The organism is Nocardioides immobilis (assembly GCF_003515065.1).
In the GTDB taxonomy this organism is placed as follows: Bacteria; Actinomycetota; Actinomycetes; order Propionibacteriales; family Nocardioidaceae; genus Nocardioides; species Nocardioides immobilis.
Genome location: NZ_QXGH01000013.1, coordinates 80,669 through 102,290 on the forward strand (window position 1 = coordinate 80,669; position 21,622 = coordinate 102,290).

Annotated in this window: 20 protein-coding genes; 11 read left to right on the forward strand and 9 right to left on the reverse strand. The window is 71.7% G+C overall.

Annotated elements, in window-relative coordinates:
* Positions 1-88: 88 nt before the first annotated feature.
* On the forward strand, positions 89-1,054 hold the full coding sequence (locus tag D0Z08_RS09205; RefSeq protein WP_118924892.1) for a helix-turn-helix domain-containing protein: 966 nt from the start codon (positions 89-91) through the stop codon (positions 1,052-1,054).
* 14 nt (positions 1,055-1,068) lie between these two features.
* On the opposite strand, the gene D0Z08_RS09210 is transcribed toward D0Z08_RS09205, so the two are convergent.
* Genes D0Z08_RS09210 through D0Z08_RS09215 form a run of 3 tightly spaced genes read right to left on the reverse strand, consistent with a single transcriptional unit; the run spans position 1,069 to position 2,145 of the window.
* A complete protein-coding gene (locus tag D0Z08_RS09210; RefSeq protein ID WP_182481241.1) occupies positions 1,069-1,581 on the reverse strand; it encodes a LytR C-terminal domain-containing protein in 513 nt (170 codons plus the stop codon).
* A gap of 5 nt (positions 1,582-1,586) precedes the next feature.
* Positions 1,587-1,883 (reverse strand): type II toxin-antitoxin system VapB family antitoxin, encoded by a 297-nt coding sequence (locus D0Z08_RS32040; RefSeq protein ID WP_182481242.1) that lies wholly within the window; start codon positions 1,881-1,883, stop codon positions 1,587-1,589.
* 46 nt (positions 1,884-1,929) lie between these two features.
* Complete coding sequence (locus D0Z08_RS09215; protein WP_118924896.1) at positions 1,930-2,145, reverse strand: hypothetical protein; 216 nt, start codon at positions 2,143-2,145, stop codon at positions 1,930-1,932.
* Between the two features lie 220 nt (positions 2,146-2,365).
* Between D0Z08_RS09215 and D0Z08_RS09220 the strand changes: the two genes are divergently transcribed.
* Genes D0Z08_RS09220 through D0Z08_RS09240 form a run of 5 tightly spaced genes read left to right on the forward strand, consistent with a single transcriptional unit; the run spans position 2,366 to position 8,034 of the window.
* Positions 2,366-3,166 (forward strand): esterase/lipase family protein, encoded by an 801-nt coding sequence (locus D0Z08_RS09220; RefSeq protein WP_118924898.1) that lies wholly within the window; start codon positions 2,366-2,368, stop codon positions 3,164-3,166.
* Complete coding sequence (locus tag D0Z08_RS09225; RefSeq protein WP_118925095.1) at positions 3,163-3,951, forward strand: lysophospholipid acyltransferase family protein; 789 nt, start codon at positions 3,163-3,165, stop codon at positions 3,949-3,951. The genes D0Z08_RS09220 and D0Z08_RS09225 overlap by 4 nt, the downstream gene beginning before the upstream one ends.
* Positions 3,948-5,585 (forward strand): AMP-binding protein, encoded by a 1,638-nt coding sequence (locus D0Z08_RS09230; RefSeq protein WP_118924899.1) that lies wholly within the window; start codon positions 3,948-3,950, stop codon positions 5,583-5,585. The genes D0Z08_RS09225 and D0Z08_RS09230 overlap by 4 nt, the downstream gene beginning before the upstream one ends.
* 11 nt (positions 5,586-5,596) lie before the next feature.
* Entirely contained in the window at positions 5,597-7,045 is a 1,449-nt protein-coding gene (locus D0Z08_RS09235; RefSeq protein ID WP_182481243.1) for a WS/DGAT/MGAT family O-acyltransferase, read from the forward strand.
* Entirely contained in the window at positions 7,042-8,034 is a 993-nt protein-coding gene (locus D0Z08_RS09240; RefSeq protein WP_118924903.1) for an alpha/beta fold hydrolase, read from the forward strand. The genes D0Z08_RS09235 and D0Z08_RS09240 overlap by 4 nt, the downstream gene beginning before the upstream one ends.
* On the opposite strand, the gene D0Z08_RS09245 is transcribed toward D0Z08_RS09240, so the two are convergent.
* The gene (locus tag D0Z08_RS09245; RefSeq protein WP_118924905.1) at positions 8,024-9,217 is read right to left on the reverse strand and encodes a flavin monoamine oxidase family protein; all 1,194 of its coding nucleotides are present in this window, start codon (positions 9,215-9,217) and stop codon (positions 8,024-8,026) included. The genes D0Z08_RS09240 and D0Z08_RS09245 overlap by 11 nt on opposite strands.
* Before the next feature lie 38 nt (positions 9,218-9,255).
* Between D0Z08_RS09245 and D0Z08_RS09250 the strand changes: the two genes are divergently transcribed.
* Positions 9,256-9,600 carry a YrdB family protein gene (locus D0Z08_RS09250; RefSeq protein ID WP_118924907.1) on the forward strand — a complete coding sequence of 115 codons (345 nt, stop codon included), beginning with the start codon at positions 9,256-9,258 and terminating at the stop codon, positions 9,598-9,600.
* 186 nt (positions 9,601-9,786) lie between these two features.
* On the opposite strand, the gene icmF is transcribed toward D0Z08_RS09250, so the two are convergent.
* The 4 genes from icmF to D0Z08_RS09270 all read right to left on the reverse strand — a co-directional run bounded on the left by icmF (position 9,787) and on the right by D0Z08_RS09270 (position 14,722).
* A complete protein-coding gene (gene icmF / locus D0Z08_RS09255; protein ID WP_220454124.1) occupies positions 9,787-12,948 on the reverse strand; it encodes a fused isobutyryl-CoA mutase/GTPase IcmF in 3,162 nt (1,053 codons plus the stop codon).
* A gap of 132 nt (positions 12,949-13,080) precedes the next feature.
* Positions 13,081-13,608: a low molecular weight protein-tyrosine-phosphatase gene (locus D0Z08_RS09260; RefSeq protein ID WP_245993818.1), complete on the reverse strand. Its 528-nt coding sequence runs from the start codon at positions 13,606-13,608 to the stop codon at positions 13,081-13,083.
* Positions 13,608-14,018, reverse strand: a complete 411-nt coding sequence (locus D0Z08_RS09265; protein ID WP_118924909.1) for a phage holin family protein — start codon at positions 14,016-14,018, stop codon at positions 13,608-13,610. The genes D0Z08_RS09260 and D0Z08_RS09265 overlap by 1 nt, the downstream gene beginning before the upstream one ends.
* Positions 14,019-14,038: 20 nt before the next feature.
* Positions 14,039-14,722, reverse strand: a complete 684-nt coding sequence (locus D0Z08_RS09270) for a GntR family transcriptional regulator (RefSeq protein WP_118925098.1) — start codon at positions 14,720-14,722, stop codon at positions 14,039-14,041.
* Positions 14,723-14,813: 91 nt separating this feature from the next.
* On the opposite strand from D0Z08_RS09270, the gene D0Z08_RS09275 reads away from it, so the two are divergent.
* From D0Z08_RS09275 to D0Z08_RS09290, 4 genes are all read left to right on the forward strand, one after another.
* Positions 14,814-15,734, forward strand: a complete 921-nt coding sequence (locus tag D0Z08_RS09275) for a dimethylarginine dimethylaminohydrolase family protein (RefSeq protein ID WP_118924911.1) — start codon at positions 14,814-14,816, stop codon at positions 15,732-15,734.
* A 16-nt stretch (positions 15,735-15,750) separates the two neighbouring features.
* Positions 15,751-16,818, forward strand: coding sequence for a histidinol-phosphate transaminase (gene hisC, locus D0Z08_RS09280; protein WP_118924913.1), 1,068 nt, complete (start codon positions 15,751-15,753; stop codon positions 16,816-16,818).
* A 68-nt stretch (positions 16,819-16,886) separates the two neighbouring features.
* Positions 16,887-17,870: a DUF2510 domain-containing protein gene (locus tag D0Z08_RS09285; RefSeq protein WP_182481244.1), complete on the forward strand. Its 984-nt coding sequence runs from the start codon at positions 16,887-16,889 to the stop codon at positions 17,868-17,870.
* A gap of 34 nt (positions 17,871-17,904) precedes the next feature.
* Complete coding sequence (locus D0Z08_RS09290; RefSeq protein WP_118924917.1) at positions 17,905-21,195, forward strand: transglutaminase family protein; 3,291 nt, start codon at positions 17,905-17,907, stop codon at positions 21,193-21,195.
* On the opposite strand, the gene D0Z08_RS09295 is transcribed toward D0Z08_RS09290, so the two are convergent.
* Positions 21,175-21,615, reverse strand: a complete 441-nt coding sequence (locus D0Z08_RS09295; RefSeq protein ID WP_118924919.1) for a hypothetical protein — start codon at positions 21,613-21,615, stop codon at positions 21,175-21,177. The genes D0Z08_RS09290 and D0Z08_RS09295 overlap by 21 nt on opposite strands.
* Positions 21,616-21,622 lie beyond the last annotated feature (7 nt).

Here is a 21,622-nt window from a genome sequence, read left to right on the forward strand (position 1 = left end):
CCACCTTCGACAGGCAGGGAGTCGCGACGCTCCAATCGCGACAGCCCGAGGGGGATCAAGGATCATCAACACACTTTTTACGACCACAATGCTCGGGCGCATCGACGCCCTGCGCGGGCAACGTCCCGAGTTTGCCCGTTTGCTGAACGCGATGCAGGGCGACCCCGACCAGGGTCATGCCCCGCTGCACGCTGCCGTGCTGTCGTGCTTCGAGCGGATCGACCGGCTCGAGTCGGGGCACTACGCGGCTTCCTGGCGTCGGTTGGCAGGCGTGCTCGCCGGCCTTCCCTACACGCCCGAGGGCGCGTTCAAGGCCGCCGTGCTCACCAATATGCTCTGCGTGATCGGGCTCGGCGACGCCGAGGACTACGAGCACACCGCGACCCTCGTCCGCCGGTTCGGCCACCAACAGGTCGCGCAGGTGCAGAACGAGCTCGAGGACCTGCTCAAGGCCGGTCCGGACCTCCCGCTCACGACCGCGGCCTGCAACGAGCTCGCGCGCACCGCCCACATCGAGCGGACGCTGATCCGCGCCGGCCAGTCCGAGCAGGACGCCGGCGCGATGGCAGCCAAGTGCTACAGCGCGGCGTTCTGGCTGCTGATGGCCGACATCGATCCCAACGACCCGGCCCCGATGCCTCGGGACGCCGAGGACCTCGCCCAGATCGTCGCCTCGCGCGGCGTCGGCGAGTGGCGGCGGGTGATGGCGATCATCGCGGCGAACCCGTGGGGCCCGGAGGTCACGCGCCTCACGGAGCTGGCGGTCGAGGCCGACCTGCCGGCGCCGGCGTCCGCGCTGCAGTGGTGCGCGAAGGTCTACCGCAAACGGTTCGAGGAGGCCGAGCGGCTCGAGGTCGCCAAGGAGATCCGGCGCCTGGTCGCGATCAGCGGCTGCAGCCAGCGCCAGTTCGCCCAGTACATCGGCACCTCGCCGTCCCGGCTCTCGACGTACGTCAACGGCCTGGTCACGCCCTCTGCCGCGATGATGCTCCGGATCAGCCGGTCAGCGTCGGCCCTGGCCCAGGGTGCCACCTGGTCCGGCGGCCTCCACTGAGCTGAACTGAACCATCAGAGCGTGGGCGGGCTGCAGACGGTGGTGTCCGTCTTCGCCTCGACGCCCTTCTTGCCGTCCTTGATGCCGGGGAAGCCCTCGCCGACGACGACGGTGATCCCGGGCTCGGCCGTCGCCTGCTCGATGATCTGGGTGCCGGGACCGAGGTAGGACTTGAGCAGCGCGGCAGCGGGACCGTCGGGGTCTTCGGTCCAGATCACGGCGCCGCTCTCGCTGGTCTCGGCGGCAGTGTTGCCCCGCGACCCCTCCGCGAAGCCCTTCCGCACCAGGGCGTCCATCGTCTCGCCCGCAAGACCGTCCGTGTTGCTGGCGTTGAGCACGTTCACGACCACGTTGCCGGGAGTGATCCGGTCACCGGCGGCCACCGGGGAGTCGAGGCACGCCGGCTGCTCCTCGGCCTCCGGGAACGGCTCGGTCACCGAGGACCACGCCCAGACGGTGCCGATGACGAACAGCACCGCGAGCACGGCCAGGGTCACCGCCGAGCGGGTGCGCGCGCTGGTGTCCACGGGACTCAGTCTTCCACCCTGATCACACGGGCGTGCAGGACGCTCCGCTGCTGGAGCGCCGCCCGCAGGGCGCGGTGCAGCCCGTCCTCGAGGTAGAGCTCGCCCTTCCAGAGCACGACGTGGGCGAAGAGGTCGCCGAAGAAGGTGGAGTCCTCGTCGAGCAGCGCCGCCAGCTGGAGCGTGTCCTTCGTCGTGACCAGCTCGTCGAGGCGCACCTGGCGCGGCGGCACCGAGGCCCATTCCCGGGAGCCGAGGCCGTGCTCGGGGTAGGGACGGCCGCTCCCGACCCGCTTGAAGATCACGATCCGTGAGTCTAGGAGACGGGTCGTGACCGGCCCCGGGGTGACGTCAGGCGGTCCAGCGCACCGCGTCGTCGACGAAGTCGGCGAGGGCGTGGACGCCGCGCAGGTCGGCTCGCTCCTCCATCAGCCGGGTGAGGCTCTGGGCGTGGCGGCTGCGGAGGACGGCGCGGCGCTCGAGGCTGCGGTCGACGGTGTCGGCCGGGTCGTTCGAGGCGATGCGACGGCCCGCGCTCTGGGTCTCAGAAGAGGTCGTCTCGTTCATGTCGTCAAGAGTGCCCACCGAAATGCGCGTTTCAACGAACCGCCGGTTACAACCTGGTGTCCGGGGCCGTGATCGTCATTACATTCATGGAATGACCGATCGCTGGTGCCGCCTGCGCCTGGCGGGACGGACGTCACAGCCACCGGGGGTTGGCGGTAGGGAGGCGCAACCCGCATACTCGATCTAAAGTAGAACATGTTCTAGATCTGATGGGGGTCGGGTGTACGACTTCGAAGGCGAGAAGGCTGCTGCGAGCGCAGGAGGCAGCGGGCCGCACCGCGCCCTGATGTTCCTCGAGCTGCCTCGGGTCGTGGGCGAGCTCGCCGCCTCCCATGCGGTCGACCTGGTCGCGCCGCGCCGGCCGAGCGGTGCCGGTCGGCCGGTGCTGGTGCTCCCGGGGTTCCACGCGACCGACGGCATGACCGGTCGGCTGCGCAGCCACCTCAAGCGGCACGACTTCCGCGTGCACGGATGGGGTCAGGGCGCCAACATCGGGCTCACCGACCGGCTGATCGACGGGATGGTCGAGCGCTTCGAAGGCATCCGCAAGGAGTACGACGAGCCCGTCAGCCTCGTGGGATGGAGCTTCGGCGGCGTACTCGCGCGGTGGCTCGCCCACACCTATCCGGGCGACGTCCGCCAGGTCGTCTGCCTCGGCTCCCCGTGGCGGGCCGACGGCGAGCGGACCCGAGCGACGGGGATGTTCGAGCGGTCCCGCCGCAAGCACGGGATCTCCGACCGGGCCCGACCGATGGTCGACCTGCTGCGGGGACCGTTGCCGGTGCCGTGCACCGCGGTCTTCTCCAAGACCGACGGCATCGTGCCGTGGCGTGGTTGCGCGGTCGACGTGTCCGCGATCCCGCCGGCCGAGAACGTGGTCGTGCCGAGCAGCCACGTCGGCATGGTCGCCAACCCGCTGGTCCTCGACGTGGTCGTCGACCGGCTCTGCCAGGACCCGGACGACTGGCACGATTTCTCGTGGCGCGGCGCGCTGGCACGCAAGTGGGTCGGAGCGTCATGACCGACCTCCTCGGCGAGCGCGACCCGGCGTACATCGCCAAGGTCCTGCCCCTGCTGAAGCTGGCCATGAAGGGCTACTTCCGGTCCGAGGTGCGGGACATCGACCGGGTGCCGGACGGCGGTGCGCTGATGGTCGGCAACCACTCGGGCGGGCTGATGGCGATGGACGTGCCGATCATCGCGGTGGCGTTCGCCGACACGTTCGGGCCCGACCGGCCGCTGTACTGCCTGGCGCACGACATGCTGTTCACCGGCGTGGCCGGCCCGTTCTTCCGCAAGTTCGGGTTCGTGCCGGCAGACCGGGCGAGCGCCGGCGAGGTGCTGTCGGCGGGCGCGGTCACGATCGTGTTCCCGGGGGGCGACTACGACACGTTCCGCCCGACGCTCAAGGCGAACGTGATCGACTTCGCCGGGCGGACGGGCTACGTCCGGACCGCCCTGGCGGCCGGCGTCCCGATCGTGCCGGTGGTGTCGATCGGCGGGCAGGAGGCGCAGTTCCACCTCACCCGTGGCGAGTGGCTCGGCCGGCTGTCGCCGCTGCGGAAGGTGATGCGGACAGACCTGCTGCCGTTGACGATCGGCTTCCCCTTCGGCCTGGTGCCGGCGGGCGCGGGCAACATCCCCCTGCCGACCAAGATCGTCACCCAGGTGCTCGACCCGATCGACATCCAGGCCGAGTTCGGGCCGGACCCGGACGTCGCGGAGGTCGACGAGGTGGTCCGGTCGCGGATGCAGGAGGCGCTGGACCGGCTGGCGCGTGAGCGAAGGTTCCCGGTGCTGGGATGACCACGGCGAAGGGAAGGGCGACGGGGCTGCGCACCCAGCTGTGGGCCACCGGCCACCTGCTCCGCAGCCGGATGATCGGTCCGATGCGCCCGGACCGCTACGTCGGGATGGCGCGGATCCTGCGCCGCTACGGCCCGCACGCCACGACCGGCTTCGCCCTCGCCGCCAACCGTCGCCCCGACGGCATCGGCCTGATCGACGAGCGCGGCTCGTTGACCTGGCAGGAGATCCAGGAGCGCGCCGACGCGCTCGCGGTCGGGCTTGCCACCCTGGCCGACGGCCCGCCGACCTCGGTCGCGATCCTCTGCCGCAACCACCGGGGGTTCGTCGACGCCTTCCTGGCGGCAGGCCGGCTGGGTGTGCCCGCACTGCTGCTCAACACCGGCTTCTCCGGGCCGCAGCTCGCCGACGTGCTCGAGCGCGAGCACGCCACGCTCATCGTGTACGACGAGGAGTTCGCCGGACTGGTCGCCGACGCGCGGGCCCGGATCGAGGGCCTGACCGAGGTCCTGAGCTGGGTCGACGACGAGACCGCGACCCGTGAGCAACCGCCTGCGGAGCTGCTGATCGACGCGCACCGCGGCGAGCGGCCGCCGCCCACCCGCCCGGGTCGCGTAGTGCTCCTGACGTCAGGCACCACCGGCACGCCCAAGGGCGCCACCCGCAGCGGTGGCGGGCCGGAGGAGCTCGCGGCGATGCTGGAGCGGATCCCGTGGCACGGCGGGGAGACCGTCGTCGTCGCGGCGCCGACCTTCCACGCGTGGGGCTTCGGGCAGCTCGTGATCGGCGCGACGATGGCCTGCACGATCGTGCTGCGCCGGAGGTTCGACCCCGAGGCGACGCTGGCGATGGCCGACGAGCACCGGGCGACCGGCATCGCGATGGTGCCGGTCATGCTCGAGCGGATCATGGAGCTGCCGGCCGAGGTGCTCGACCGTTATGCGCTGGACAGCGTCCGCTTCGTCACGTGCAGCGGGTCGCGGATGCGGGGCGAAGCGGTCGTCGCGTTCATGGACCGGTTCGGCGACAAGGTCTACAACAGCTACAACGCCACGGAGGCCGGGCAGATCAGCGTGGCCGCGCCTGCCGACCTGCGGCACGCGTCCGACACGGCGGGCCGGCCGGTCACCGGCACCACGCTGCGGCTGGTCGACGACGACGGCAACGACGTGCCGGTCGGCGAGGTCGGCAGGATCCTGGTCCGCGGCGCCTCGGAGTTCGACGGCTACACCGCCGGCGACACGAAGGCGTCGCTCGACGGGTTCATGGTGTCCGGCGACGTCGGCCGGATGGATGCGGACGGGCGGCTCTACGTCGTCGGCCGCGACGACGACATGATCGTGTCGGGTGGCGAGAACGTCTACCCGGTCGAGGTCGAGCGCGCCATCGGCGAGCTGTCCGACGTCCGCGAGGTCGTGGTGGTCGGCGTGGACGACGAGAAGTACGGGCAGCGCCTGGCGGCGTACGTCGTACCGGCGCGGACGGAGGCCGTCAGCCCCGACGACGTGCGCGCCCATGTGAAGAGCAGGCTGGCCGGCTACAAGGTGCCCCGCGACGTCGTACTCCTCGACGAGCTGCCGCGGAACGCGTCGGGCAAGGTGGTCGTGCGCGACCTGCCGGGGGTGGGTTCCTGATGGTGAAGCGGATGAGCGGAGCCGACGCGAGCTTCCTCTACCTGGAGACGCCGTCGGTCCACATGCACACGCTCAAGATCGTGGTGGTCGAGCACCACCGCGACCTCACGTACGACAACCTCGTGGCGGGCACGCTCGCACGGCTGCGGAGGATGCCGGCGCTCCGCAGGCGGATCGTGCCGGTCCCGTTCGCCCTCAACCACCCGCTGATCGTGACCCAGCCGAGGATCGACCCGGAGCGCCACTTCTATCGGCACGACCTCGGCGGCAGCGCGACGTTGCGGGATGCGGAGCGGGAGATCGGCCGGATCGCCGGCCGGCCGCTCGACCACGACGTCCCGCTGTGGGAGATCCACGTCATCGAGGGTCTCGCCGGTGGGCGGCGGGTCGTCGTGGGCAAGATCCACCACGCCCTCGCTGACGGCAACGCCGCCAACGCGATGCTCGCCAACCTCACCGACATCCGCTCCGCCGAGATGGCCACGCCGATGCTGCGCGACACCGACGACGACACGACCGTCCCGTCGCGCGGGCGCCTGGCGGTCGAGGCGGTGCGCGATGCCATCGTCCAGATCGCGGTGCTGCCCCGCCTGCTGCTCACCACCGTGCGGGGAATGACGTCGATGCTCCGGTACCGGCGGAGGAACGTGACCGGCGTGCCGCTGCCGATCGCCAACGCCCCGCGGGTGTCGTTCAACGGACCGCTGACGCCCCGGCGCAGCTTCGCCACCGTCACGCTGCCGCTGGCCGACCTCAGGGAGGTACGCCGGGAGCACGGCGTCACGCTCAACGACGTCGTGCTCGCCGTGACCGCCGGGGCGTTGCGCCGGTGGATGGACCTGCACGGTGAGCGGCCGTCGGTCTCCCTGACCGCAGGTGTGCCCGTCGGGCTCGACGCGGCCGGCAGCGGTCCCCGACTTCTCGGCAACAGGGTGTCGAACCTGTTCACCACGCTGGCGACCGATGTCGACGACCCGGTCGAGCGGCTGCAGCGGATCTCCCGCACGGCGAAGCACGCCAAGGAGATGAACCGGCGGCTGGGGAGCGAGATGCTCGCCGACTGGAACCAGTTCGCGCCGCCGTCGGTCATCGCGCTGGGCACCAGGCTCTACAGCCGGTTCCGGGCGGCGCGCTTCCACCCGGCCGCCTTCAGCGCCATCGTCTCCAACGTGCCCGGTCCCCGGGAGCTGATCAGCATCGGTGGCGCGCGGCTGTCCGACATCTTCAGCGTCGGCCCGCTCGTCGACGGGATCGGGCTCAACGTCACCGTCTGGTCGTACGTCGACCGGATGAACTTCTCGCTCCTCGCCTGCCCGGACCTGTTGCCGGACGTCGAGGTGCTCGCGTCGTACTTCCCCCCGGCCCTGGCGGAGCTGCTCGCCGAGCCCGAGCCCGGCGAGTCGGTCCGGTCCGATCCGGACGAGGGCGAGCACGACCACGGAGACCAGGAGTCAGCATGACGTTCGAGACCATCGGCCGGCACTCAGCCCGGGCCGGTCGCAGCGCCACGCGCGTCGGTGGACGGCTGGTCGTGCGTGGCTTGCGCCGGCTCGCGGACGGCGCCACGCCCGACGTACCGGTGCCGCCGCCGGCGCGACCCGTCGACCTGCCGGGCCGCGGGACGACGCACGTCCTCGACCTGCCGGGGCCCACACCCGACGCGCCGGTCCTGCTTCTGATGCACGGGATCGCGACCACCGGTCCGCTCACCTGGTTCTCGGTGCTGGACGACCTGAGCCGGCGCTACCGGGTGGTGACGTTCGACCAGCGCTGGCACGGCCGCGGGATCCTCTCGGAGAAGTTCACCCTCGATGACTGCGCCGACGATGCCGTCGCGGTGCTCGACGCGCTGGGCATCGAGCGGGCGGTCGTCGTCGGCTACTCGATGGGCGGGGCGAGCGCGCAGGTCCTGTGGCACCGGCACCCCGACCGGGTCGCGGGGCTGGTGCTGTGCTCGACCTCGGCCCGGTGGCAGGGCCACCTGGGGGAGCGGGTCTTCTTCCTGATGCTGCGGATGGCCAACGAGGGCCTGCTCTCGGTCGCCGCCGACAAGGTGCAGGCGCATGCCTCGGCCCTGCCGCCGCTGGGCGACGAGGCGGCGGCCGACGCGGACCTCCGTGCCTGGTGCATGGCCGAGCTGCGGTCGACCAGCCTCTGGTCGCTGCCCGTGGTGATGGCCGAGCTCGGGCGGTTCGACGCGACCGGCTGGATCGGCGACGTCACGGTGCCGACGGGCGTCCTGATCACGGCCAGGGACCGCGCGATCCCCACCGAGCGGCAGCGCCAGCTGGCGGCGCGGATCCCGGGAGCGATCGTGCGGTACTCCCCGGGCGGTCACGCGTCCCTCGTGTTCGACATCCCGCGCTGGAAGCCCGTCTTCCTCGAGGTGGTCGACGAGGTCGTCGACGCCGTCGCCGAGCGGCCGGCCCGCGGAGTCGTCAGCGGGTGATCGCAGCGGCGGCCCGGATGCCGCTGCGGAGCGCGCCCTCCATGGTTCCTGAGTGCGGCCCGGCGGTGAACTCGCCGGCGAGCGCCAGCGGTCCGGCGGCATGCTGGAGCAGGCGGGCGGCGTCGGGCGAACGGCCGGCGAGGACGTAGGAGTAGCCGCCGCGGCTCCACGGGTCGGTCTCCCAGTCGGTCAGCAAGGCCTGCTCGCCGACGAGGTCGAGGTCCGGGCGGAGCGCACCCAGCGCCGTGAGCCAAGTCTCGGGCCCGTCGGCGACCGCGAGCCACTCGCGGGCGCCCGCCCCGCCCCCGAAGCAGGTGACCGCCCTGGCTCCGGCGTCGCCGGCCGGGTCCAGGGAGTTCCACGCCCACCAGGCGAAGCGCGGGTGCTGGACCCCGTCCGGGCGGGCCCGGTTGGTCGTCGGGACCGACAGCTTCACCGCGGTCCCGGTCGCCAGGCCCTCGAGGCCGGTCTGCCACGGGTCGGGGAAGCCCGGCTCCCATGCCAGGTCGTCCAGCAGCGCCAGCGGTACGGCGACCACGGCCCGGTCGACCACCAGCGACTCGCGGTCGGTCGTCAGCACCACGTGGCCGCCGTCGATCGCAACGCCGTCGACCGGCGTCCGGAGCCGGACCCGGTCGCCGAGCCCGACGGCGAGCGCCTCGGCGATCCGCTGGTTGCCACCGACCACGCGGGCAGCCGCATCGATCCGGGCCCCGTCGGCGCGCGCGACGTGGAAGCGCGCGCTTGCCGAGTGGGGGTCACCGGCGGCCGACGTCGCGATCCGGAGGAAGGCGGGGTCGCCGCCGTACCTCTCGCCGAGCGCGGCCACGAACGCCGCCGTTACCGTCGTGTCGTCCTCGGGGATCTGTCCCGCGACCTCAGCCAGGGTGTGCTCGAGCTCCTCGATCGTCGGCACCGTGCCGTCGACCCGCCGGCGGTGGAAGCGGATGCCGTGCGGCGCCAGCGGGAGCCCGAGGTCCGCGCAGAACCGGCGGGTCGTCTGCTGCTCGGCCTCGATCCACTCACCGCCCCGTTCGACCACCACGCCGTTCGGCAGGGCCGTCGACCAGGTGCGGCCGCCCACCCGGTCCCGTGCCTCGAGCACCACCACGTCGTGGTGGCGGTGCAGGATCGACGCGCACGCCAGACCGGCCAGTCCCGCACCCACCACGCCGATCCGCATGCACGCAGCATGCCCGATCTGTCCTGCATGATCAGCCCGTGGCTGTCTTCGGGTGGATCGTTCTCGCGCTGGTGTTCGTCGACGAGCTGCTCGCGATGGCGGCGTTCGGCGTGTGGGGCTGGCAGCAGGACCCGCGCTGGCTCCTCGTCTGGATGCTCCCGATCGCCGCGATGCTCGTGTGGTTCTTCTTCGCCTCTCCGCGGGCGCGGTACGGCGGCGCTGTCGTCCGGCCGGCCGCCAAGGTCATCGTCTTCGGCTTGGCGACGCTCGCCCTCTGGGACGCCGACCACGAGACCTGGGCCGTGATGTTCTTCGCCTTCTCGGTCGTCGTCAACGGCCTCGCCCTCCTCCCCAGCATCCGGGTCCTCGTCGAGTCCGAGTAGCTGCCCGCCCGCCGCGTGTGAGGAGGTGGCGCATGCTGCCCCGCGTCGGCCCGGTCCCGAGCCACGAGCTGTTCGTGGGACTCGGAGCACGGTGATCGGAGCCGCCCTGGTGATGATCATCCTGGGCGGCATCTGCGCCGGGTTCATCTACCTGCTGAGCCAGTCGCACGCCTAGCTCTCGAGGCGTCAGACGTTGCGCCGGTACTGCCCGCCCACCTCGAAGAACGCCTCGGTGACCTGGCCGAGCGAGCACACCCGCGCCGCGTCCATGAGTACGGCGAACACGTTCTCGCCGCTCGTCGCCGCCTCCTTGAGCCGGGCGATGGCCGCTTCCGCATCCTCGGCGTGCGCGGAGCGGAACCGCTCGACCCGCTCGAGCTGCGACTGCTTCTCCTCCGACGTGGCGCGCGCCAGCTCGATGTGGTCGGGCGTGCCGTCGTCGGCGCCGGGGCTGCGGAACGTGTTGACGCCGATGATCGGCAGCGAGCCGTCGTGCTTGCGGTGCTCGTAGAGCATCGACTCGTCCTGGATCCGGCCGCGCTGGTAGCCGGTCTCCATCGCGCCGAGCACCCCGCCCCGCTCGGAGATCCGGTCGAACTCGGCGAGGACCGCCTCCTCCACCAGGTCGGTGAGCTGGTCGACGATGAACGAGCCCTGCATCGGGTTCTCGTTCATGGCCAGGCCCCACTCGCGGTTGATGATCATCTGGATCGCCAGCGCGCGGCGTACGGACTCGTCGGTGGGGGTGGTGACGGCCTCGTCGTAGGCGTTGGTGTGCAGCGAGTTGGCGTTGTCGTAGATCGCGCACAGCGCCTGCAGCGTGGTGCGGATGTCGTTGAACGCCATCTCCTGGGCGTGCAGCGAGCGACCCGACGTCTGCACGTGGTACTTCAGCCGCTGCGAGCGCTCGTTGGCGCCGTACCGCTCCTTCATCGCGACCGCCCAGATCCGGCGGGCGACCCGGCCGATCACGGTGTACTCCGGGTCCATGCCGTTGGAGAAGAAGAACGACAGGTTCGGCGCGAAGTCGTCGATGTCCATGCCGCGGGCGAGGTAGGACTCGACGTAGGTGAAGCCGTTGGCGAGCGTGAAGGCCAGCTGGCTGATGGGGTTCGCCCCGGCCTCGGCGATGTGGTAGCCGGAGATGGAGACCGAGTAGAAGTTCCGGACCTCGTGCTCGATGAACCACTCCTGGATGTCCGCCATGCACCGCAGCGAGAACTCGGTGGAGAACAGGCAGGTGTTCTGGCCCTGGTCCTCCTTGAGGATGTCGGCCTGCACCGTGCCGCGGACGTTGCGGAGCGCCTCGGCCGGCTCGATGCCCTTCTCGCGGGCCTGGTCGATGACCGTGTTGAGGAAGAACGCCAGCACGGTCGGCGCCGGCCCGTTGATCGTCATCGACACCGACGTCGTGGGCGAGCCGAGGTCGAAGCCGTCGTACAGCGCCTTCATGTCGTCGAGGGTCGCGACGCTCACGCCGGAGGTGCCGATCTTGCCGTAGACGTCGGGCCGCTCCGCGGGGTCGCGGCCGTAGAGCGTCACCGAGTCGAACGCGGTCGACAGCCGGGTCGCCGGCTGGTCCTCGGCGAGCAGCTTGAAGCGACGGTTGGTGCGGAACGGGTCGCCCTCGCCCGCGAACATCCGCGCCGGGTCCTCGTTCTCCCGCTTGAACGGGAAGACGCCGGCGGTGAAGGGGAAGCGGCCGGGCAGGTTCTCACGGCGCCAGAACCGCACCAGCTCGCCGTGGTCCTCATAGGTGGGTACGGCGACGCGGGGCACCCGGGTGCCGGACAGGGACTCGCGGCCGGCGTCGCCGGCGTACTTCTCGACCACCGCGGGCCATTCGGCGAGCTGGGACTGCACGTCCTCCGGCAGCTCCCGCTTCGCCCGCTCCGCGAGCTCCTTCGCCTCGGGCACCTCGTCGGCCACCACGGCGAAGCGCTGGGCGCGCCGCGCGCCGGCGACGAGCGCCTCGGTCTCGGCGTGGTAGTCGCGCAACGACTCGGCGATCTCGGCGAGGTAGCGCACCCGGTCGCCGGGCAGCACCTGCTGGATCCGCGTCGACGTCTTGCCGGCGACCGGCGCGAGCACGCCCGCGTCGACCGCGAGCCCGTGCTCGGCCAGGAGCCCGCGCAGGAACTGGTAGAGCGCGGTGACCCCGTCGTCGTCGAACGTCGCGGCCGACGTGCCGAAGACCGGCATGTCGTCGGGCTGCTGGCCGAACGCCTCCCGGTTGCGCACGAGCTGGCGGGCGACCTCGCGCTGCGCGTCCCTGGCGCCCCGGCGCTCGAACTTGTTGATCGCCACGGCGTCGGCGAAGTCGAGCATGTCGATCTTCTCGAGCTGGGAGGCGGCGCCGTACTCCGGCGTCATGACGTAGAGGCTGGTGTCGACGAACGGGACGACCGCCGCGTCGCCCTGGCCGATGCCGGGCGTCTCGACGATCACCAGGTCGAAGCCGGCGGCCTTGGTCGCGGCGATGACGTCGGCGAGGTGCTCCGGCAGCTCGTGGGCGCCGCGGGTGGCCAGGCTCCGGAAGAACACCCGGTCCCGGTCGAGCCCGGGCCCGTCGAGGTCGAGGCTGTTCATCCGGATCCGGTCGCCGAGGAGCGCCCCGCCACCCTTGCGCCGGGTCGGGTCGACGGCGAGTACGGCGACCCGCACCTTGTCGTACTGGTCCATCCGCAGGCGGCGTACGAGCTCGTCGGTCAGCGAGCTCTTGCCGCTGCCGCCGGTGCCCGTGATGCCGAGCACCGGGACCAACCTGTCGGTCGAGCCCGTCGAGACCTGCCGCAGCTTCTCGAGCGCGTCGTCGCCGACGGCACCGGTCTCGATGCCGGTGATCATCCGGGCCAGCGCCGTACGCCGCCCGGACAGGACGTCCTCGACGCTCACGTCGCGCAGCGACCACAGGTCGTGGTCGCAGTCGCGGACGATGGAGTTGATCATCCCCGGCAGGCCCATCCGCTGGCCGTCCTCGGGGGAGAAGATGGTGACGCCCGAGGCGCGGAGCCGCTCGATCTCGTCGTGGACGATCACGCCGCCACCGCCGCCGACGACCTTGACGTGGCCGGCGCCGTGGGCGCGCAGCTGCTCGACGAGGTACTCGAAGTACTCGACGTGGCCGCCCTGGTACGACGACACCGCCACGCACTGGACGTCCTCCTCCAGCGCCGTCTCGACGATCTCGGCGACCGACCGGTTGTGCCCGAGGTGGATCACCTCGCAGCCTTGGCTCTGGAAGATCCGGCGCATGATGTTGATCGCGGCGTCGTGCCCGTCGAACAGGCTCGACGCGGTCACCAACCGGATCGGATGGCTCGGCTTGTGCAGGGGCTTGCGGACCACGGTCACCTCAACTAGTTGGACGTCCTAGGAAAATAGTAGGACATCCAAGTAGTTACCCCAAATCCGGGTGTGGTCCAGTGCGGTAGTCCCTGACCTTTCCGTCGTCGCCGGGGTCGATTCACGACAGAAAAGTCAGGGACTACCGCGAAATTCGGCCTGCAGCGCATCGGCGAGGGCGTCGGAGGTCCGCTCGACCATCGCCAGGACGCCGTGGAAGCCGTCGTCGCCGCCGAAGTAGGGGTCGGGGACCTCGGCGCCGGGGTCGACCGGGTCGAAGTCGCCGAACAGGCGGACCCGGTCGGGCTCAAGGTCGCCGTCCGCGAGGGCGTGCAGGTCGTGGAGGTTCTGGCGGTCCATCGCCAGCAGCAGGTCGCAGTCGGTGAGCCAGGACGGCTGTACCTGCTGCGCGCGGTGCGCCGACGCCAGGTCGATGGGGTAGCCCTCGGTGGCGAGGAGGGCGGCCGCCCGCCGGTCCATCGGGCCCCCGACGTGCCAGTCGCCGGTGCCCGAGCTGACCACGGTCACCCGGTCGTGGAGACCGGCTGCGGCGATCCGGTCGGTCAGCACGACGTCGGCCATGGGGGAGCGGCAGATGTTGCCGAGGCAGACCAGGGCGATCCGGTAGCGCCCCGGCGTGCGGGGCGAGGGGAGCGTGGGCACTACGCGGCCTTCTCGTCCTTCTCGTCGACGCCGACGAGGGCATCGAGGATCCAGGTGGTGACGCTGATGATGATCGCGCCGCCGACCGCGGGCCAGAAGCCCTCGACGTGGAAGCCGATGTCGAACAGGTCGGCGACCCAGCCGGTCAGCATCAGCAGCAGCGCGTTGAGCACCAGCAGGAACAGCCCGAGCGTGAGCAGGATGAACGGGAACGACAGGATCACCAGGACCGGCTTCACGAACGCCGTGACCAGGCTGAGGATCAACGCCACGCCGAGCAGCGGCAGCAGCTTCTCCTCCAGCTCCGGCTGGCCCTGACGCGGCCCGTTGAACCAGATGTCGTCCATCACCTGGGCGGCGAGGGCGAGGGCGACGCTGGTGATCGCCCAGCGAGCGAGGAACGCGACCATGCCGCCAGTGTTGCAGGGCGTCAGGTGAGGGCGAGCGCCTCGACGATCTCGTCGGCCGCGTCGTCGATGTGCCGGCGCAGGAACTCGTGGGCCCCGTCGAGGTCGCCGTCCTCGAGGAGCCGGACCAAGGGCTCGTGCGACTCCGCCTGGTCGTGCGCGTTGCGGCGCACCCGGTCGACCTGGGCGAGCGCGAGCTTCAGCTCGTCCATCAGGCTCTCGGCCATCTGGACCAGCCGCGGGCTGCCGGTGAGCTCGACCAGGGAGACGTGGAAGGCGAGGTGCCGCTCGTTGAGCTCCTCGTACGACGCCCGCCCGCTCCGGACCGCGCTCGTGTAGGCGTCCAAGGTCAGGCGGACCCGCTTCCGGGTCTCGTCGGAAGCCGTGGGCCAGGCCCGGACGCCGGCGCCCTCGAGCACCCAGCGCGCCGCGCAGACGTCGCGCACGGAGTCGGCGCGCGGGGTGGCGACGCTGACGCCGCGGTTGGGCTCGCGGGTCGCGAGGCCTTCGGCGACCAGCGCCATCAGGGCCTCACGGACGGTCGGACGGGAGACGCCGAGGGACTCCGCGAGCGCGAGCTCCCGCAGCGGCGTCCCGCTCTCGACCTCGCCCTCGAACACCGCCCGGCGCAGCTCGGCGGTCACGCGCTCGACGGTCGAGGCGTGCTCGACGCTGAGTGAGTCGAACGTGGGGTGGGTGGTCGGCATGCCGCCCATTGTCGCGCACCTGGGAGAAGCCGCTATGCTGTCTCATTGTCAGATTGTCTGACAATCATTCGCTGGTGAAGGGAGCTGGGAGATGACGCTGGACTGGGGTCGCCACTACGCGATGGTCGAGCCGTCGCAGTTTCGGGTCGAGTACGCCATCAACCCGTTCATGAACCCCGATGTCCAGCCCGACCCCTCACGGGCGTCGGCCCAGTGGCACATGCTGGTCGAGACCCTGCGCGCCGCCGGTTCGACGGTCGACGTGATCCCTGGCCGTCCCGACAGCCCCGACATGGTCTACGCGATGAACCTCGGCCTGGTCGTGCTCCGGCCGGAGTGGGAGGGCACCGGCCGCCGGTCGGTCGTCATGTCCCACATGCGCTTCCCGCAGCGTCGCAACGAGACCCCGAGCGCGCAGCGCTGGTTCGAGACGCAGGGGTTCGCGACGTCGTACGTCGGACGCGACGGCGTCGGTGCCCACTTCGAGGCCGGCGACGCCTTCCCGTTCGGCGGCGAGCTGGTCGTCGGCGTGGGCCCGCGCAGCGACGAGCTCGCGCTCAAGCACCTCGCGGCCGACCTCGGCGTGACCGTGCGCGGCGTGCGGATCACGCACCCCGGGATGTACCACCTCGACCTTGCGTTCTGCCCGCTCGACGAGCGCCGCGCCATCGTCTGCCCCGACGCCCTCGACCCTGCGTCGGCCGACGCGCTGCTGGCGCTGGTGCCCGAGCCGCTGGTGATCACCGAGCTGGAGGCGATCGGCACCCTCTGCGCCAACTCCGTCGTCGTCGGCCGCACCATCGTCATGCCGGGCTGCCCCCCGCGGGTGCGCGCGCAGCTCGAGGAGTGGGGCTTCGAGATCGTGCTCGTCGACGTGTCGGAGTTCCACCTCGGCGGCGGCTCGGTGCGCTGCCTCACCAACCCTCTCGACATCACGCTCGGTCGCGAGCTGGAGCCGGTGACCGGTGGCCGGGTGGTCGCACCGCCGAACGAGGACTGGTCCGCGGCCTAGGCATAGGGTCGCAGACATGGTCGAACCGCTGCCGCACGTGCGGGAGATCCCGCCGTACGTCCCGGGCAAGCCGCCGGTGGCGCGCGCCGGGCTGACGACGTACAAGCTGTCGTCGAACGAGAATCCCTACCCACCACTGCCGAGCGTGCGGGCCACGGCCGAGCAGGCGGTGACGGCGATGAACCGCTACCCCGACATGGGCTGCTCCGCGCTCTACGACGCGCTCGCCACCAAGCACGGGGTCGGCACCGACCAGCTGGCCGCCGGCACCGGCTCGGTCGCGCTGATCTATCACCTGCTCTCGGCCTACTGCGGTCCCGGCGACGAGGTGGTGCACGCCTGGCGCTCGTTCGAGGCGTACCCGATCGCGATCACCGCCGCCGGGGCGACCGGGGTGAAGGTGCCGGTCACCGCGGACGGCCGCCACGACCTGCCGGCGATGGCCGCGGCGACCACCGAGCGCACCAAGGTGGTCCTGCTGTGCACGCCCAACAACCCGACCGGGCCGGCGCTCACCCACGCCGAGACCACGGCTTTCATCGCCGGCGTGCCCGCCGACGTCCTGGTCGTCGTCGACGAGGCGTACGTCGAGTTCGTGCGGATGGCAGACCCGGTCGACGGGCTGGCGCTGCTCAGGGACCACCCCAACGTCGTCCTGCTGCGCACCTTCTCCAAGGCCTACGGGCTGGCGGGGCTCCGGGTCGGCTACGCCGTCGCAGCGCCGGAGGTGGCGACCGCGCTGCGGGCCGTCGCGCTGCCGTTCGGGGTCTCGTCCGTCGCCCAGGCTGCTGCGGTCGCGTCCCTGGCGGCGGAGGACGAGCTGCTGGCGCGCGTGGACGCGCTCGTCGTGGAGCGGGACCGGCTGGTGGCCGGGATCGCTGCCGTGGGGTGGACGGTCCCCGAGCCACAGGGCAACTTCGTGTGGTTCGACCTGCCGCAGACCGACGCTTTCGCCGCCGCCGCGGGGGAGGCGGGACTCGCGGTGCGGCCCTTCGCCGGCGAGGGCGTGCGGGTCAGCGTGGGGGAGCCGGAGGCGACCGACCGTTTGGTCGAGGTCCTCCGGGGAATGAAGCGACCGACCTGACCGTCGACCCCGGGGCATCCGGGTGGCTACGGTTGGGCAATCCAAGATCGATGCCTCGAGGAGTACCGGTGCCCGGAGAGACCCCCAACCAGCCCGGCTGGTACCCCGACAGCAACGGCGCGATGCGCTGGTTCGACGGCTCGTCGTGGACCGACCACGTGCAGCCCGGCACCGGCGCTGCCGACGTCACGCAGATCAAGCCGGCCGGGCCCACGCCGACGGCCCAGTTTCCCGCGCAGTCCGGCCAGCCCGGCAGCTGGCAGGGCGGACAGCCCTCCGGGCGGCCGCCGAGCACGCCGCCCCAGGGCACGCCGTACGGCGCCGTACCGCAGCCCGGCCAGTACGGCGGCGCCGGTGGTCCTGGTGGCCCGGGCTTCCCGCCGCCGTCCTCCCGGGGCGGCAACAAGGGCCTGCTGATCATCCTCGCCGTGGTCGGCGCCATCGTGCTGATCGCGGTGCTCGCCGTCGGCTCGTGGGCGATCTTCCTGCGCGACAGCGACAGCGACAGTGGCAATGACGACGGCGGTGGTGGTGGCGACGACAGCTCGCTGCCCGACGAGAAGCCCGAGGAGGTCGTCGAGGCGTTCTTCCAGGCTGTCCGGGACGGCGACTGCGAGGCCGCCCTCGACCTCTTCACCGAGGACTTCCAGGAGCGGGAGGACGCCAACTGCGAGGACGAAGAGGACTTCATGGACGAAGGCTTCGATGCCGACATCGGTGAGTCCACGATCGACGAGGAAGCCGAGACCGCCGTCGTCCCCGTCACCCTGAACGACGACGAGGTCGATCTGGGCTTCGACCTCGACTTCGGGCTGGTCGTCGTCGACGGCGAATGGAAGATCGACACGGTCGACGAGCCGGGCAGCACCGATGACCCCACGGCGACCGATTCGGCGACCGCGGAGACCGTGACGCCGCCGTCCGACTTCTCCACCGACTCGCCCGACTTCCCCACGAACACGGCGGACTTCCCGACCGACCCCTCCGAGCTGGAGACCTATCTGTCGGAGTACTTCGAGGACTTCTCCGAGTACTTCACCACCACGCCGTAACGACATCGTCATGCTCGCTCCCTAGGCTCGCGGCATGACGGTCAAGGTCGCGCTGGAGCACCGTACGACGTACGACTTCGCGCGGCCGGTAGCGGTGGGTCCGCACGTCGTCCGGCTCCGGCCCGCCCCGCACTGCCGGACGCCGATCGAGGCGTACTCGCTGAAGGTCGCGCCCGCCGGGCACTTCGTGAACTGGCAGCAGGACCCGTTCGGCAACTGGCTGGCGCGGCTGGTCTTCCCGGAGAAGGTCACGACCCTCGACATCACGGTCGGGCTCGTGGCCGACCTGATGGTGATCAACCCGTTCGACTTCTTCATCGAGGAGCACGCCGAGCGGTTCCCCTTCGACTACGAGCCCCAGCTCGCGGCCGACCTGGCGCCGTACCTCCGGCCGGTCGACGACGCGACCGCTGCCGCGGCCTGGCGGGAGCGGCTGCCGGCGCTGCCCGCCGACGGCGTGCCGACCGTCCAGTTCCTCGCCGACCTCAACTCCGCGGTGCACCGCGACGTCGACTACTCCGTGCGGATGGAACCCGGCGTGCAGACGCCGGACGAGACCCTGCGGGTCGGCATCGGCTCGTGCCGGGACAGCGCCTGGCTGCTGGTGAGCCTGCTGCGGCAGTACGGCCTGGCGGCGCGGTTCGTGTCCGGCTACCTGGTGCAGCTGGCGCCGGACGAGTTCGCGACCCAGGGTCTCGACGGCCCGACCGGGCCGAAGGCGGACTTCACGGACCTGCACGCCTGGACCGAGGTCTACGTGCCCGGCGCCGGGTGGGTCGGCATGGACCCGACCAGCGCACTGTTCGCCGGCGAGGGGCACATCCCGCTGTCGGCGACGCCGCACCCGAGCTCGGCCGCGCCGATCACGGGCGCGACCGAGCCGGTCGAGGTGACCTTCCGCTTCCACAACGAGGTGCGCCGGGTGCACGAGGACCCGCGGGTCACGGCGCCGTACTCCTCCCACCAGTGGCAGGCGATCGACGCCCTCGGCGAGGCCGTCGACGAGCGCCTCGCGAAGGGCGACGTCCGGCTGACGATGGGGGGCGAGCCGACGTTCGTCTCGCTCGAGGACGCGTCCACGCCGGAGTGGAGCACCGAGGCCGACGGCCCCGAGAAGCGGCGGCTCGCGGCCGACCTTGCCGCGCGGCTCCGGGAGCGGTACGGCGCCGGCGGGGTGGTCCATCACGGACAGGGGAAGTGGTATCCGGGTGAGCCGCTGCCGAGGTGGAGCATCTCGCTCCAGTGGCGCACCGACGGCACGCCCCTGTGGGACGACCCGGCGTTGCTCGCGGACCCGTGGGACACGTCGAGCCGACTCGGCGCCGAGACCCTCGCCCGGCGGACGACCGCGCTGCTGGGGCTGCCGGACGAGCAGCTGCTGCCCGCCTACGAGGACCCGTTCGCTGCGCTGGCCGACCACGTGCGGACGCCGGCCGGCGAACCGCCCGAGGGTCGCGAGGACGCCTCGCTCGCGCTGGTCGCGAAGCTCGACGCCGACGTCGTCACGCCGACCGGCTGGGTGCTCCCGCTCACGACGGGCGAGACCGGGTGGACGAGCCCGGCCTGGCGGTTCCGGCGCGGCCGGCTGGTCCTGACGCCGGGCACCAGCGCCGTCGGTCTCCGACTGCCGCTCGACTCGATCGCGTGGACGGACCCGGAGGCCCCCGCGCAGCCGTCGTACCTCGAAGCGGCCCCCAACGACCGGCCGGCCGACTCCTCGCTGCCGACCGTGACGCTCGCCGATCCCGAGGAGTCCGACCGGACCGCGCTGGCGTTCGAGGAGCGCGACGGCAAGGTGTTCGTGTTCCTGCCGCCGACGACGCGGCTCAGCGACTACGCGGACCTGCTCCACCTGGTCGAGGTCGCGGCGCGTGACACCGGCTGCCCGGTCGTGCTCGAGGGCTACCCACCGCCGCCGGACCCGGCGCTGGCCTCGCTGTCGGTGACGCCCGACCCCGGCGTGATCGAGGTCAACGTGCAGCCGACTTCGACCTGGGCCGAGCAGCGCGACCTGATGACGGCGCTCTACACCGACGCCCGGCAGGTGAAGCTGACCACCGAGAAGTTCGACCTCGACGGTCTGCACACCGGGACGGGCGGCGGCAACCATCTGACCCTCGGTGGCCGGCAGCCGATCGACAGCCCGCTGCTGCGGCGCCCCGACCTGCTGGTGAGCCTGGTCGCGTACTGGCAGCGCCACCCCTCGCTCTCGTACCTGTTCTCGGGCCGGTTCATCGGGCCGACCAGCCAGGCCCCGCGCTTCGACGAGGGCCGTCCCGAGGCGGTCTTCGAGATGGAGATCGCGATCCAGGAGGTACGACGACTCGCAGGAGCGGGAGGCGAGCCGCGACCTTGGCTCGTGGACCGGGCCTTGCGGCACCTGTTGACCGACCTGACCGGCAACACGCACCGGGCCGAGTTCTGCATCGACAAGCTCTACAGCCCCGACTCCTCCCGCGGGCGGCTCGGCCTGCTGGAGCTGCGCGGGTTCGAGATGCCGCCGCACCCCGAGCTCGCCCTCACCCAGGCGCTGCTGGTGCGGAGCCTGGTCGCGATGTTCTGGGAGCGCCCCGACGACGGCGGCCTGGTCCGCTGGGGCACCCGGCTGCACGAGGACAACCTGTTGCCGCACGGCGCGGTCGCCGACATCCAGCAGGTGGTGGCGGACCTCAACGCGTTCGGGATCCCGTTCGACGCGGCGTGGCTGGACCCGTTCGTCGAGTTCCGCTTCCCGCGGATCGGGTCGGTGTCCTTCGGCGACGAGTCCGGCCGGCAGATCCACCTGGAGCTGCGCCAGGGCGTCGAGCCGTGGCACGTGCTGGGGGAGGAGGCGGCCGGAGGCGGCACCGCGCGGTACGTCGACTCGTCCGTCGAGCGGATCCAGGTCGCGGTCGCCGGGCTCGATCCCCAGCGCCACGTCGTCACCTGCCAGGGCGTCCCGGTGCCGCTCACGCCGACGCACGCGGGCGACGGCTCGTACGGCGGCGTCCGCTACAAGGCGTGGCAGCCCTGGTCGGCGCTCCACCCCAGCATCGCGGTGCACTCCCCGCTGACCTTCGACGTGGTCGACGTCGAGGCAGGCGTGAGCATCGGCGGCGCGACGTACCACGTGGTCCACCCGGGCGGCCGCACCTACGACCACCCGCCGGTCAACGCCAACGAGGCGGAGGCGCGGCGCGCGTCCCGGTTCGAGGGTGGCCGGCACACCGCGGGCCGGATCGACGTCGCGCGGATGCGGGCCGCCGGCGCCGCTGCCGCGAGCCCCGACTACCCGCGCACCCTCGACCTGCGGCGGGTGCCGCCGTCAGAGCGGTTGGCCGACTGAGCCCTCCGGGGGCTCGCCGGTGCCGGGCTGCGGGCCGTACCGCTCCTCGTAGTCGGCCGGCTTCCGCAGGCCGAGGTCGCTGGTGTACTTGAGCAGCTGGTTGTCCGGGCCGAGCACGATCAGGTCGGCCAGCGCGCCCTCGCGGCCCTGCCAGAGGATGGCGATCGCCCGGTCGAGCACCTCGAGCGCCCGCTCGGGAGCGGCGACGACGATCTCGCCGCCGTAGTTGTTCGTGCGCGCGAAGCCCTCGACAAAGCGGATCTTCACCTTCGTCACGCCGTCGAGATCGGCGATCTCGGCGTACAGGTCGTCGTCCGGCACCGGGTCGTAGCTGGCCTTCGGGTCGTCCCCGCCGGGCCGGCAGCCGGTCATCAACGCGAACGCGATGGCGAGGGCGAGCACACCACCGGTCCAACGCATCGGTGGC